We start from the raw sequence: 13,777 nt of genomic DNA on the forward strand, positions 1-13,777 counted from the left end.
CTTGAGGATCTTGGCGACCGCCAGCGGCTCGACGGCATCGTCCGTCTCGACCAGCACGGCGCGATCCGCGCCCATGGCGAGCGCCGTGCGCAAGGTTTCTTCCGCCTTGGCCGGACCGACGGAGACGACCACAACTTCCGAGGCCTTGCCGGCCTCCCTGAGCCGCAGAGCCTCTTCAACGGATATCTCGTCAAACGGGTTCATCGACATCTTCACGCCGTTCAGGTCGACGCCAGAACCATCCGGCATAACTCGGACTTTCACGTTCGCATCGATGACGCGTTTCACTGAAACAAGAATTTTCATGACTGGACTTTCCGGCGCAATTTTTGATGAACCTTCAATATATTCTGCAAAGTTGGCGTCAAGCGTTTTCTCGCGAATTCGTTTTAAAGATACGAAGAATCTGGGATGATGCTCTGCATAACGCGGAGAGCCCGCCGCACTCGCCCGCTGGAAAACCGCGCGAAAGAGTCTCTATCGAGCGCAGCTTGATATTGTCACTCTCGCTATCGCAGCCGGCTAGTCGAGGTGTGATGGTTCATGAGAACACGTTGAGGGGAAAATCGAAAGGACCTTTCGGCCCGCGCTACGCCTCCTTGGCAAGGGGGCCACCTCAAGTAATGTCAGCGCAAACGCTCGCAAGGCTCCGTGAAATGAGGCTTCCTTGTTTAAAGCATGCTGGCTCCGTCATTCCCGTCGTCGTCTGCAAACTGACCATGCACAAGCAGAAAATCGAGGCCGGACCGGATGTCTTTCGATATGGCCGCACCTGCCTTGGCCGCGTCGCGTGCCACGAGCGCGTCGACCGCTTCCTCGCAATAGGAAGTCGCCCGAGCGTCGCCGGGTGCGACGCTAAGATGTCTGAGGAATGGACCGCACTGGAGCCAAAGGAGTTCGATATGTGATCTCAAAGTCTCCGAGCTGCAGTATTTGTAAATTCCGAATTTTAGCTTCTGATTGAAATCCAAGTATTGCTCGAGATTGTTGTCATTCAGCGCCTTAATAAGACCGTCGCTTGAACGGCGAAGCTCCCGAAGACCATCACTATCGATACGCTCGCAGGCTTGGAGCGTCGCGTGACTCTCAAGAAGAGCCCGTAGCTCCATGACTTCCTTAAACCGCGTCCTGGTGGCTATCGGAATAGCATACGTGCCGTTAGACTTCTGAACCAATGCTCGCTCGGCTAGTAACCGACCCAAGGCAGCACGCGCAGGCATCTCGCTGGTTCCGAGTGCTTTACCGACCATTCTTCCGCTGAGCTTCTGACCAGGCTCGAACCCGCCCCGCATCAGCACGGTTCGGAGTTGCTCGTACACTTGGTCTTGCATCGACTGAAAATCGATCGGTTCTAGTGCAAGTCCTGACTTCATAGTGGTTCTCAATTCAGGCATCCATATTCGTATAAAAGCACCAACACTGAATGCTGGGTAGGTCAAGCCGGGTGAAACTACCCGCCCGGCCGACTCGGTGATCGCGGCCGTGCCTAAGGAAGTACTTTCCCCGGATTCATAATGTTGTTTGGGTCGAGTGCCCTCTTCAAGGTCCACATGGTTCCGATAGCATTTTTGTGCTCCCATTCCATATACCTGGTCTTGCCATATCCGATCCCATGCTCGCCGCTGCATGTGCCACCGAGAGCGAGCGTTCGTTCGATAAGCCGATCATGAATCTCCTCGGCTAATTCAAATTCAGAGTGAACCTCCGGGTCGATGACCATGCCAAGGTGGAAGTTTCCATCACCGACGTGGCCGATAACGCTCACAAAGAACGGCACGCGTTCCAGGTCTTCGCGTGTCAGCCGAATGATTTCAGAGAGTTTAGAGATCGGAACGCAGGAATCGGTACCGTACACGCGTGCGTTGGGGCGCATCGCGAGGAGAGCATAATGCGCCTCGTGCCTTGCGTGCCATAGCTTATTGCGCTCCTCGATGTCGGTCGAGGACTCCAATTTTGATCCACCGTGTGACGCGACCAGTTCGGAGATCTGAGCAATCTGATCATCGACCGACGCGGTTGAGCCGTGAAATTCGAAGAACAGCGTTGGCGCGACATTGAGCTCGAGCTTGGAAAAGCGATTGACCGCGACAATGGTCTGCTCATCAAGGAACTCCACTCGGGCAAGCGGAATGCCGAGCTGTACTGCTTCCGTGACCAAGGTGACCGCGTCTTCGACGGTTGGGAAGCTCGACACACCAGATGCAATAACTTCGGGAAGGCCATATAGCTTGATGGTGACTTCCGTGATCAATCCGAGCGTGCCTTCGCTGCCAACGAAGAGGCTCGTAAGGTCGTAGCCTGCGGCGGATTTCCGCGCACGAGAGCCGGTTCGAATGATCTCCCCACTCGGAAGCACCACCTCTAGGGCCAGCACATTCGCCTTCATGTTGCCGTATCTGACGGCATTGGTGCCGGATGCCCGCGTAGCCGCCATCCCACCGATCGTCGCATCCGCGCCGGGATCGACCGGGAAAAAAAGGCCCGTATCCCGGAGATAGGAATTCAATTGTTTACGTGTCACGCCGGGTTCGACCGTCGCGTCGAGATCCTCGGCGTTGACAGCAAGCACAGCATTCATTCGGCTGAGGTCGATGCATACCCCGCCCCGCAGCGCATTGACGTTGCCCTCCAGGGATGTGCCCGCTCCCCAGGGCACAACGGGAACGCCGGCTTCGTTGCAGATCCTCAGGACTGCGCTCACCTCCTTCGTCGAAACCGGGAAGCACACCGCTTCCGGAGGAGCCGACGGCAAGTGGCCCTCCCCGCGGGAGTGCTGCTCGATTATGGAAGGATTAACACTGATCCGGTCGCCAAGAATCGCGGCAAGCCTCTCTTTGATGTTTTCGGCGAGTTTCATGTCATTGGCTTTCAAGGGAGTGATGGCATCCAACGCTGCGATATGGGCAAAAGCGACGGCCACTTGTTCAAGGGTAGCGCGCCCTACCTGCGGGTAAGGCTGCGCAGGAAGCTTTCCTTGCGGGCACTAGTGGACACGTCGAAGAATTTCTCGGGAGGAGAATCCTCGATGATGACGCCGCCTTCCAGAAACACAATGCGGTCAGCCACTTCGCGCGCGAAGTTCATCTCGTGTGTCGCGATGATCATCGTCATTCCCTCGTTGCGGAGTTCGCGCATTACCGAGAGAACTTCGTGTACGAGCTCGGGGTCGAGCGCCGAGGTCGGCTCGTCGAAAAGCATGGCTTCAGGTTTCATGGCGAGCGACCGCGCGATTGCGACCCGCTGTTTCTGACCACCCGAAAGTTCGTCCGGGTAATAGTCATGCCTCTCGGCCAGCCCCACCCGCGTGAGAAGATCCATCGCCCGCTGTCGGGCGTCAGCCTTCGAGATCCCGAGCACTTGGACGGGTCCCTCCATGACGTTCTGCAACGCCGTCATGTGAGGAAACAGATTGAAGTCTTGGAACACCATTCCCAGACGGGCGCGGACCCTGGCGATGCGGGTCTGGCTGTGAGGCTTCAGCCCTTCGGGAATCTCATCGTAATAAACCCTCTCGCCGTCGAGACGGATCTCACCGGCAGTCAGTGCTTCGAGATTGTTGACACAGCGAAGCAAGGTCGACTTGCCGCTACCGGAGGGGCCGACCAGGCAGACGACTTCCCCCTTGCGTATCGCAAGCGACACTCCGTTGACGACGGCCAAGGATCCATAGGATTTGTGGATATTGTTTAACAGGATCATCGGCTGGAACCCCTAGCTTCTATTGAATCGACCAGATTTGGCTTCGACGGGGCCGATCTCACACGGCGCTTTGTATGCATGCGTCGCTCCAGATATCGGACGAACAAGGCAGCAGGGAAACCAGCCACGAAATAGAGGATCCCGGTTACCGTATAGACCGTGAAATATTGATACGTGGAGGACGACACGAGGTTGCCGGTATAGAGCAACTCATTGACGGTCACGACGGACGCAAGGGCCGTGTCCTTGAAGAGCGCGATGAAGTAATTGCCTAGCGTGGGAGTCACAACCTTGAAAGCTTGAGGCAGAATAATTCTGATGAACGCCTTGGCCGGGGTCATGCCCAGGGCGGCCGCCGCATTACGCTGTCCGTCAGGAATGGATTTTATGCCACCGCGGTAGACCTCGCTGAGATATGCCGTGTAGTTCACCGTCAATGCTACAACCGCTGCGGCGAACGGATCAAGCTGAACGCCGGCAGCCGGAAGAACGTAGTACACGTAGAACAACTGCAAAATCAGAGGTGTGCCGCGAATAATCTCCACCAACGCTTCGAAGGGCAGGCGGACGAGCCAGAGGCGCGAGGTCCGAACGAGCGCCAGCGGAATGGCCAGAACGCCGGCCAGGACTATAACGATCAGCGTGAGCAAAATCGTATTTCCTAGCCCTTGCAACAGTACATATCCGTATGACCGGATCACGTCTAAGTTCAAGAGTTCCATCGTGTTCTTCGCCGATGGTCACCGGCCGATTTAGGATCGACCAGTGACGCAGTCGCTCCTTAATCAGTTCACTTGCAGCGGGAAGTAGAAGAGATTGCGATCCGAAAGCCCATTCCTGCGAAGGACCTCTGACATGGCGCCCGAAGCTCTGGCTTCCGCCAAAGCCTGATTGAAGGCGGCACGGAAGCTGCAATCCTCCTTGCGGAAACCAAAGCGGGCATAACCGTAGCCGTTCTTCAAAAGATCGTCCGGGATCGGGAAGCTCGCGAGGGATTCGACGTTCGCGTCGGGATTGGCCTTCTTAAACTCGGCGGCCAGGAGATCGTACTCAACGACTACGTCGACCTTGTCCTGCTGGATGGCAGCGAACTCTTCCGCATAGCTTTGGAAGCGCGTGGCTTCGATACCGACCTTTTTCAGGTATTCGTCAGTACCGGTACCAAGAAGAACCCCGACGCGAACGGTCGCAAGATCTTCGAAGCTCTTCACCTTCTTTGGGTTCCCCGCTTGGACAACGACAGCGGGGCCATACCACCAAACCGGACCACTGAAAGCGATAGTCTTCGAACGTTCGGGGGTTACGTGTAGGTCGGTTACGACCATATCGATACGGTTAGAAAGCATCGACGGAATGAGCGAGTTGAACGCGCCCGCCTCATAGGTGATCTTTGTGATACCCATGTGCTTGAGGACTTCTGCGTGTAGCTCCACGTCGATTCCTACGGCCTTGCCCGACGCCGGGTCGATACCGGACCAGGGCATAGCCGCAGCCACGCCAAGCTTCACACCGTTCTCGATCGCGTTTTCATAAGACTCGTCAGTACAAGCTGGGTAGTCTGCTGGTACTTCATAGTACGGTTCCGCTGCCACAGCGTGAAATCCTATGCCGACACTCATGATGATTGCGGCGCAGGTCGCACTCAAATAACTTGCAGTTCGGTTCATTTCATTCTCTCCAGTTGGTTTCGGTTCCCCGTGCGCCTCCTTCACCGGTGGCGAACGCTTTATTGCGAGGATCTGCCGGACTAAGCAGTCAGTCCCCGTTCGTATGCGAGCAGATCTGCCAACTGCGTGCGCATCTCTTCAACGAGCGCCGTGCTAGGCGCCCTATTTGGCAGGCGGACGGGGCCAGCCTCAAAGCCCGCAAGGGTCTGAGCAGCCTTCATCGGGCCCGGATTGGGCTCCGCGTAAACGCTGAGAAGGAAGTTCCGGATACGTCCGATCTGCCCCTGCGCAGTCTTAAGATCGCCTGCCCGTGCGGTGTCGAAGATCTGAACCCACGTACGCGGTAGAACGTTCGTAGAGGCCAGTACGCCTCCAACGGCACCAAGCGCGATCTGGGCTGCGAATAAGTGCTCATCCCCGGACATTACCGCGATGTGCTCCCCGACCAACTCGACGACCCTGGTGAAGGTGGTCTGGTCTGGGTTCGATGCCTTCATTGCGAAGACAGAACCGTCCGCCACGATGTCGCATACGGTCTCCGGTTCGAGTGAAACGAGAGTAAGATAAGGGATCTCGTAAAGCATCACAGCTTGGCCAACGCCGTCGGCAACTGCCTTGTAGTAGTCCCGAATGCCAGCTTGGCTGGGGGCCGTACCGAAGGGGGTGATGACCATCAGTCCGTTTGCCCCCGCCTCCAAGCAAGCGCGACCGAGTGCCAGAGTGTCGGGCAATCCAGGAGTGATAACGCCCGCAAGCACCGGCACCCTTCCGCCGACAGCCTCAACTGTCACTCCAACAACTTCAACACGTTCAGCAAAGGACAAGGCAGCTCCTTCGCCTGTCCCGCCAATTGCAACGATCCCAGCGATACCGGCTTGCAACTGAGTTTCGATCTGCTCCGAAATGGCGCGTGTGTTCAATCTTCCGTCGGGGGTCAGGGGCGTTGTGGTGGCCGTGTATAGGCCGTACGTCGTGAGCTTGGTCAGCGCCATGTGACTCGTCTCCATCCTAAAAGATCTGATTTCTCCTCCTCGCAATCGGGCGTTCCGTCGCGATGGGGTGATTTGTGACGGCAATTTTCAGAGAATGTCAATCGTGCGATCTACGATCTGCGATCGCGCTTTTTAGTTTGGTCACATAGTTTATCGAGCGAGCTCTTTGATTTCGCGAAAAAAACCGTCCACGCGCACCGTTTGAAAAAACGTATTGAATGTTGAATATTTTTGACATAGCGTTGCGTTCGTTGGGTGGCCGCTTCACACAACAATCGGGGACGCGGCAGCGAACAATTTCATTGAGGACGGTGGGATCGACGTACTTCGAAGGATGAGCGTCGGAGGGCTAAGTCGTGCCCTTTCCCCGGTTGCGAAAAGGCGCGCGGCAAATGGGATCGAAAGCATTTCGCGATGCCTTGCTCTCCGGCTGAAAGATCCTATCACCACGAGCCACCGGCCTACACACCTCGAGCGCTCCAGCATCGCCCCGATCTCTGGATCCGACCACAAGATTTGGAACCAGCAACCAGACTTTCTAGCTGCCCGAGTACCGGGTGTGCGCCGACAAGGAGAAGACATGCCAATCCACCAAGAGTTCGACCGCCTTTCAGGCACGTTGTTTGTCGACGGACGCTATTTGAAGAGCGCCGCAACCAATAGAATCTCGGTCATCGACCCGGCCACTGAAGATCGCATTGCTGAAATCGCGGATGCCACGGACGACGAACTCGAGAATGTGATCGACATCGCAAACTCCGCGAGGAAGGCGTGGTTGGCCATAGATTCACGCACTCGCTCTACGGCCCTTCACGAAGTCGCGGCAAAGATCCGTCGCGATAAGGCTGTATATGGCTATTTCATGACCCGTGAGGAAGGTAAGCCGTTCAAGGAAGCCGTCGACGAAACATCGTGGTGCGCTACCGCGATCGACTACTATGCCGAACTTGGGCGCAACGAGAGCGGCAGAATCGCTGGATCGACTGTTCCGGGCCAGTTCCACTTCTCGATCAAGGAACCGTTGGGAACTGTCGTTATCATTCTTCCCTTCAACTTCCCGCTTGTCCTCCTTTGCTGGGAACTGGCGGCCGCACTCGCTGCAGGCAATTCCGTCATCATCAAGCCGCATGAGCAGACAAGCATTACTACTCTAAAATTCATGGAAGTGTTCAGCGAACTGCCCAAGGGTCTGGTGCAAGTCGTTACCGGCGGCCCGCGTGTCGCTCAACACCTCGTCCGAAGCAAAAAGACCCATTGCATCGCGTACACTGGCTCTGTGCCGATCGCGCAGGAAATTCTGAGGGTTTGCGCCGAAACCTTCAAACCCGCTCTGATTGAGGCATCCGGCAACGACCCCTTCATCGTCATGCCTTCCGCTCCTTTAGATATCGCTGTGCGGGCGGCTGCCTTCGCTGCTTACCTCAACTGCGGCCAAGTTTGTACATCGGCAGAACGATTCTACGTTCATGACAGCATTCACGACGAGTTCGTCGAACGACTGGTCGCTGAAACGAAAAAGCTTCGCATTGGCAACGGCCTCGAAAATGTTGACATCGGCCCAATGGCGACGCACCGCCAGCGAGACCGCTTCGAGTCGCTTCTCGCGCGCGCGCGTCATGAAGGCGCAATTTTCGCCACCGGTGGCGGACGCCCCAATGGACTCAATCACGGCTGGTTCATCGAGCCTGCAGTCCTGACGAATGTGGATCCAAAGTCAGAAATCCTCAACGGAGAATCTTTCGGTCCCGTCGCGCCCATCTGTCGCGTGAAAGATTTCGATGAAGCACTTGAACTCGCGAACCGTTCCGAGTTCGGCCTTGGGTCTAACCTCTACTCCCGCGATATGGGCGAGATGATGCGAGCGGTCAACGAGATTGAAGCAGGTATGGTCTGGATCAATGCGCCGATCCTTGACAACGACGCGCTCCCCTTTGGCGGACGTAAGCTGTCAGGTATCGGCCGGCAGCTCGGCCCAGAAGGCCTAGCGCAGTTCCAGTCCTCGAAGTACGTGGTGATGGATCCAGAGGCCGCCCCGCAGGACTTCTGGTGGTTCCCCTACCCAGATGCGGAGAGTTTCGAACGGGCGAAATCCGAGTGAAATCGAAAGGTCGGCCGCATCACTGCGGCCGACCACAGGAATGCCCGAAACGCCTTCAAAACTCGCGGAGAAGGCCCCACTGATAGGGTCAAATCACGATTGTCGCGAAGCCAGACGCGACGAGGTCCGGGCGACGTTTGTCACAGTATGTGCGCTTTTGATAAACGAGAGCGGCTTGCCAACTTCGACTAAGCTTGCATGAAGCATGACGGCCCGTTCGTATGCAGCGTCGTCGAGCATATGACTGGAGCACGTCGGGTTTAATCCGGTTCATATCCGGCTGTCCTGAAGCAGTTTACGCATTCGGCCGGCGTAAAGAGTTCGATGATGGAACTGGCGGCTTTCCAGAGAGCGGGGATGGTTTGTTCGGCCCTTGACCGCATCAATGCCTTGAGCTTTGCGCATGCGTTTTCGATGGGGTTAAAGTTGGGACTGTAAGGCGGCAGGTAGAGCAGCCTGCGCCTGTCGCTTCCGTGGCGTCGCGCACACCGGCGGCCTTAGCCGCGCCGTCACCCTTGGGGCCGCGGTGTCAGTTCGCTGATCTTCGCCCGTGCGATCCAGCGGATCGCGCTTGATACCCCGACGCCGAAACGGGCCGCCGCCTGCCGGGCCGATGCCCCGTCATCCGCAGGTTTCAAGACACGTAACCGTACACCCCTGCTCAGCGCTCTGGCCATCACCAACATCCGTCAAAGCGGATGTTGAATCAGAAACCAGCCGGCACGTCACATCACAATCGATTCATCGATACCCGGACGCGCTCTAGCAGGCTGTTGAAAAAGAAGCTGGCCTGGAGGCTTTCGCCGTGATTCACTCGCTTCGTCGAGTTTTGGAGTGATGCATGCGCGGCGGCGATGTGAGGACGGGTGAACTCTTCAGCTATGTCGATCTGGAGGATCGAGTTCGTCGTGATCATCCGCTGCGGGCAATCCGGCAGATCGTGAACGACGCTCTGGTTTTCTTGGAACGGGAGTTTGCAGCGCTCTATTCGCCGATCGGGCGGCCATCGATTGCGCCTGAGAAGCTTCTGCGCGCCATGCTTTTGCAAGCCTTCTATTCGATCCGCTCGGAGCGGCTTTTGATGGAGCGGCTGGAATACGACCTTCTGTTCCGCTGGTTCGTCGGCATTGGCATTGACGATCCAGCTTGGGACCATTCGGTGTTTTCGAAGAACCGCGACCGGTTGCTGGAAGGCGACATCGCCGCGAAGTTCCTCAGTGCGATCCTTTCGCAGCCCAAGGTAAAGCGGTTGCTGTCTACAGACCACTTCTCTGTCGATGGCACGCTGATCGAAGCCTGGGCGTCGATCAAGAGCTTCAAGCCGAAGGACGGCCCAAAGGGGCGATCATGGCGAACCACCTTCGAATGCAGGTGGTCGGAATGTCGAAGCAGACTTTCATGGCGAAAAGCGTTCCAACGAGATGCATGCTTCAACGACCGACCCAGACGCAAGACTTTATAAGAAGGGCAAAGGCAAGGAGGCCAAGCTGTGCTTCATGGGGCATGGGCTGATGGAAAATCGCCAAGGGCTGCTGGTCGATGCCTATCTGACTGAGGCCAGCGGATATGCTGAACGGGCAGCGGCGCTGCACATGATCGAACCTTTCGCTGATCGGACACAAGCGATCACGCTGGGTGCCGACAAGGCCTATGACACAAAGGACTTCGTCCAAGATTTGCGGTCGATGAAGGTGACGCCCCATGTGGCGCAGAATATTAATGGTCGCCGCTCGGCCATCGACGGTCGCACGACGCGCCATTCCGGCTATGGGGTCAGCTTGCGCATCCGTAAGCGCATCGAGGAGGCGTTCGGCTGGATCGAGACCGTCGCGGGGCAGGACAAGACGAAGTTCCGTGGCCGCGACCGCGTCGGATGGGCCTTCACCTTCGCGGCCGCCGCTTACAATCTGGTACGGCTACCGAAGCTGATAGCGATGCTGTCATGAGCGCGGCCAGAAACTGCCGCCTGATCGGCCGCTGGCGGATCGTCGAGGCCGATCTGTGGGGTCGGGATTATCTCGACCTGGTCGAGCCCGCCACAATCACCATCAGGGCCAACGGTCATGGCGAAATCGCCTTCGGTGCGATGCAAGCGGGCCTCGAACTCGGCTACAGCACGTCCATGGTCTCCTTCACATGGGCAGGATGCGACGAAATGGACGAAGTCTCGGGTGACGGACCTGCCGAATTGCTCGACGAGAGTACGATCGAGATCACTTTCGCCTATCACAATGGCGACGAGGCTATCCTAAAGACCAAACGGGAGACTTCTTCAATAGCCTGCTAGGGCGATCGCACGGCTATTGCTGTTAAAATTTTTCTCCGTAACAACGCGGATGGGTTTGGGCATGCTCAATCAGGAACGATGCAACAGGTGCTCGCCTATCTCAGCCAGCGATCGGCAGCCACTGAGGTCCATCGTCATGGCAAGTTCGTCTGATAGAATTTTCATCATCTGCACGGCGCCCTCCTCTCCCGCGGCGGCGGTGCCGTAGAGCATGCTTCGACCAACAAGGACCGCCTTCGCGCCAGAGGCGATGAGCTTGAAAACATCACTTCCTCGTCGAACCGAGCTGTCTGCGAGTACCGTAACTTCGTGACCCACCTCGTCGGCAATTTCGCGGAGCACGGCAATTGGTGACACTGCGCTGTCGAACATACGACCACCGTGGTTGGAGACAACGATGCCGTCCGCGCCAGCGTCCTTTGCCTGCAGCGCATCTTCGGTGCGAAGGACGCCCTTCACGACCAAGTTGCCCTTCCAACGAGCCCGCACCTCTCGTACGTGCTCCCAGCTCATGTCTGGCATCAAATCGAGAGACGGCCCTCCCCCTCGCTTAAGAAGACTTTTTCGGTATTCAACAGGATAATTCGCGAAGTTGGGCATCCCACTAGTCAACAGATATCGAATCAATACGCGAACGGCCCAACCTGGATGGTTTGCCACATCCCATACATTCCTAGACGAGAACCGGAACGGGATATCAAATCCGTTTCGGCGGTTAAATTCACGCTTGGGCATCACTGCTGTGTCAGCAGTCAGGACGAGGGTGCGCGCTCCCTTAGCCCAAGCTCTGTCCATAAGGTCGTACGACGCCTGTGCTTTATTCCATAAGTAGAGCTGAAACCAAACGGGCGCGGGAGTAGCGTCTGCGATCTCCTCCACGGATGAGATCGCCTCCGTTGCAGCACAATAGGGAATGCCAAATCTCGCAGCCGCTTTGGCGAGTTCCAATTCGCCCTGGTATCGTACCAAGCCCGCAAAGGCGGTCGGAGTGACGACGAGTGGTGACGAGTATTCGGTGCCGAAAAGCGTGATATTGGTAGAGCGCGGTGTTGCGTTCCCCTTCAGCACATGCGGTCGGATTTTGACCTCATCGAAAGCGGTACGGTTCGAGGCCAACGCCGTCTCGTCTTCCGCGCCCCTGTCGATGTATTCGAATATCCCTTTCGGAAGCTGGCGCTTAGCTATCGCGCGCGCCTCAGAGAAGTTCTGAAAATCCAATGAATGAGCCAAACTCGAAGTCCTATTGTGTAAATTGAAGAGTGTTCGCCCCAGTCACCCCTCCCGCCAGCTCAGTGTAAGCTGGAAGACTATCAACGCGCCGCCGCGTCACACTATCTCGGAGGCAAGAACCGAGATTTCGACGACGACATCATCGACTAGCTTGGCCTCCACGGTCGTGCGCGCGGGAAGAAGAGGATGCAGGTCCTTCAGAACGGCAAAGGAGGAGGCTTCCGAGGTGGACGGAAACGAAAAATCAGAGATTTTCAATCGTTTATCCGTGATGGGAACCAGTAGATGTTAGCATCGAACTTGCCGTCTATCCGCCGCTGCATCATACCATCCCAAGCCATATGGCGGATTTCGTAGTCGAACTTTCCGCTTAGCCAACTCCTGGATAAGATCGCTCTCGACCCCGTAGAACGTCCGTCCGGCTTCGTCATTCCAAAGGGCGCCAAATCACCCCAGGTCACGAAGATTTGCCTTTTCGCGTCTCGTGCGAACCCTAATGTAGGGACGGCCGCGGCGATTGTTGCCGCCGCAATCAGCTTCAGGAATTGGCTTCTCGTCATTCTCATCAGGACGGCTCCTTCCAGGAACTTGGTGAAACGACCTAACTCACCTCCTAAAGGTAGAGAAACTGCAGGTTGAGAGTACGCTATCGGATCGCAGGAGCGCTCAGAACGGCGCTGGTTTGCTGATCGCTGCACGGTGGTAAACGTCCAAAACGACTGCCGATCCACCAGAAAGCCGTCCCTGATTGAGAGGGTTCACATGGAGTTCCTATTTTATGACTTGATACGAATGCGTAGTTGAATTTTTTTGCACAAGCAATATGATTTTTTTAACACTTCAACATTTTTCACAGCGACCTCGGGAGGCTGATGGAGCCACTGATGTTCGCAAACGGCAAGTTGAGCCGACTGAGCATCTCGTCACGCGTTTAATTTTTTGAACGCTCAACTTTCAATGTTTGGCATCACCTTATATAGATGCCATGACATGATGTGATGGAGATAGTTGTGAGATTAAAAGAAGCTTCGGGCCCGGACGAGGAGGAGTCCATCGTCGGAAAACAACGACCGAAAAATGACGCAGCGGAGCTTGCTGTGGGGGCACGCCTTAAGGCCATTCGTGAAGAGGCCGGCCTTTCTCAGCGGGAACTGGCGAAGCGTGCGGGTGTGACTAATTCCACGGTGTCGCTGATCGAAGCTGACTCTCACGCCCCTTCGCTGGCTTCCCTGCACCGAATATTGAACGCGATTCCGATATCGATGGCGGACTTCTTTGCGCTCCCAATCTCAAAACAGAATGTATTGGTTTACGATGCGCAGGACCTTGCGGTGGTATCGCGAGGTAAGGTCGATATGCGGGTGCTGGGAGGCGAACGGCGTGACAAGAAGCTGCAAATGTTCGTCGAACATTACTCGCCGGGTACGGACACGGGAAAAGTAGCAATCAAACACGACGGTGAGACCGCGGCCTGCATCTTGAAGGGAACGGTCGAGCTGGAGACCGAGGTAGGCACTCGACGCATTGAAGCTGGCGGCGGCTTTCATATTTTTGGGGCCCAACCGTACAGACTAAAGAACGTAGGCAAGACTGTCGCCGTCGTCGCATGCGCTGTCACCCCACCAATGATCTAACAAACCCGCTTTGAACCATCAAATGCGTGTGGCATAAATGATTGTTGAAACTAGCAAGCCGAGAAAGTAGCAGTAACCGTATGCGTATTTTTACGCGCCGGGCTAAAGATTGAACCGCGAGAACAGGCCCCGCCTGCCATCCTCGCGGTTCTTTTCGGTAGTCAAGGGGT

The 13,777-nt window shown here is 56.3% G+C and carries 13 protein-coding genes and 3 pseudogenes; 4 read left to right on the forward strand and 12 right to left on the reverse strand.

Annotated features, from left to right (window positions below; translation table 11 throughout):
* The 7 genes from V8U06_RS22075 to V8U06_RS22105 form a co-directional block, all read right to left on the reverse strand.
* A partial coding sequence (locus tag V8U06_RS22075; RefSeq protein ID WP_427142533.1) for an electron transfer flavoprotein subunit beta/FixA family protein occupies positions 1–306 on the reverse strand: 306 nt, incomplete at its 3' end.
* 365 nt (positions 307–671) lie between these two features.
* Entirely contained in the window at positions 672–1,373 is a 702-nt protein-coding gene (locus V8U06_RS22080) for a GntR family transcriptional regulator (RefSeq protein ID WP_427142534.1), read from the reverse strand.
* A gap of 113 nt (positions 1,374–1,486) precedes the next feature.
* Entirely contained in the window at positions 1,487–2,857 is a 1,371-nt protein-coding gene (locus V8U06_RS22085) for an FAD-binding oxidoreductase (protein ID WP_427142535.1), read from the reverse strand.
* 83 nt (positions 2,858–2,940) lie between these two features.
* A complete protein-coding gene (locus tag V8U06_RS22090; RefSeq protein WP_427142536.1) occupies positions 2,941–3,699 on the reverse strand; it encodes an amino acid ABC transporter ATP-binding protein in 759 nt (252 codons plus the stop codon).
* Positions 3,696–4,421: an amino acid ABC transporter permease gene (locus tag V8U06_RS22095; protein WP_427142537.1), complete on the reverse strand. Its 726-nt coding sequence runs from the start codon at positions 4,419–4,421 to the stop codon at positions 3,696–3,698. The genes V8U06_RS22090 and V8U06_RS22095 overlap by 4 nt, the downstream gene beginning before the upstream one ends.
* 63 nt (positions 4,422–4,484) lie before the next feature.
* Entirely contained in the window at positions 4,485–5,366 is an 882-nt protein-coding gene (locus tag V8U06_RS22100) for a transporter substrate-binding domain-containing protein (protein ID WP_427142538.1), read from the reverse strand.
* Between the two features lie 80 nt (positions 5,367–5,446).
* A complete protein-coding gene (locus V8U06_RS22105; RefSeq protein WP_427142539.1) occupies positions 5,447–6,358 on the reverse strand; it encodes a dihydrodipicolinate synthase family protein in 912 nt (303 codons plus the stop codon).
* Positions 6,359–6,938: 580 nt separating this feature from the next.
* Here V8U06_RS22105 and V8U06_RS22110 point away from each other — a divergent pair.
* Positions 6,939–8,456, forward strand: a complete 1,518-nt coding sequence (locus tag V8U06_RS22110) for an aldehyde dehydrogenase family protein (protein WP_427142540.1) — start codon at positions 6,939–6,941, stop codon at positions 8,454–8,456.
* A 260-nt stretch (positions 8,457–8,716) separates the two neighbouring features.
* On the opposite strand, the pseudogene V8U06_RS22115 reads toward V8U06_RS22110, so the two are convergent.
* Together V8U06_RS22115 and V8U06_RS22120 are read right to left on the reverse strand one after the other, a co-directional pair.
* Positions 8,717–8,961 (reverse strand): annotated as a pseudogene (locus V8U06_RS22115) (transposase); the annotation flags it as partial.
* Between the two features lie 7 nt (positions 8,962–8,968).
* Positions 8,969–9,133 (reverse strand): annotated as a pseudogene (locus V8U06_RS22120) (helix-turn-helix domain-containing protein); the annotation flags it as partial.
* A 164-nt stretch (positions 9,134–9,297) separates the two neighbouring features.
* On the opposite strand from V8U06_RS22120, the pseudogene V8U06_RS22125 reads away from it, so the two are divergent.
* Positions 9,298–10,402, forward strand: a pseudogene (locus V8U06_RS22125) (IS5 family transposase).
* On the forward strand, positions 10,399–10,743 hold the full coding sequence (locus tag V8U06_RS22130) for a hypothetical protein (RefSeq protein WP_427142541.1): 345 nt from the start codon (positions 10,399–10,401) through the stop codon (positions 10,741–10,743). The pseudogene V8U06_RS22125 and the gene V8U06_RS22130 overlap by 4 nt, the downstream one beginning before the upstream one ends.
* A 69-nt stretch (positions 10,744–10,812) precedes the next feature.
* On the opposite strand, the gene V8U06_RS22135 is transcribed toward V8U06_RS22130, so the two are convergent.
* The 3 genes from V8U06_RS22135 to V8U06_RS22145 form a co-directional block, all read right to left on the reverse strand.
* The gene (locus V8U06_RS22135; protein WP_427142542.1) at positions 10,813–11,973 is read right to left on the reverse strand and encodes an alpha-hydroxy acid oxidase; all 1,161 of its coding nucleotides are present in this window, start codon (positions 11,971–11,973) and stop codon (positions 10,813–10,815) included.
* 96 nt (positions 11,974–12,069) lie between these two features.
* Entirely contained in the window at positions 12,070–12,231 is a 162-nt protein-coding gene (locus V8U06_RS22140) for a hypothetical protein (RefSeq protein ID WP_427142543.1), read from the reverse strand.
* The gene (locus V8U06_RS22145; protein ID WP_427142544.1) at positions 12,228–12,539 is read right to left on the reverse strand and encodes a hypothetical protein; all 312 of its coding nucleotides are present in this window, start codon (positions 12,537–12,539) and stop codon (positions 12,228–12,230) included. The genes V8U06_RS22140 and V8U06_RS22145 overlap by 4 nt, the downstream gene beginning before the upstream one ends.
* 432 nt (positions 12,540–12,971) lie before the next feature.
* Between V8U06_RS22145 and V8U06_RS22150 the strand changes: the two genes are divergently transcribed.
* Positions 12,972–13,607, forward strand: a complete 636-nt coding sequence (locus V8U06_RS22150; protein ID WP_427142545.1) for a helix-turn-helix domain-containing protein — start codon at positions 12,972–12,974, stop codon at positions 13,605–13,607.
* The last annotated feature ends 170 nt before the right edge of the window (positions 13,608–13,777 follow it).

The organism is Shinella sp. G-2 (assembly GCF_050172695.1).
In the GTDB taxonomy this organism is placed as follows: Bacteria; Pseudomonadota; Alphaproteobacteria; order Rhizobiales; family Rhizobiaceae; genus Shinella.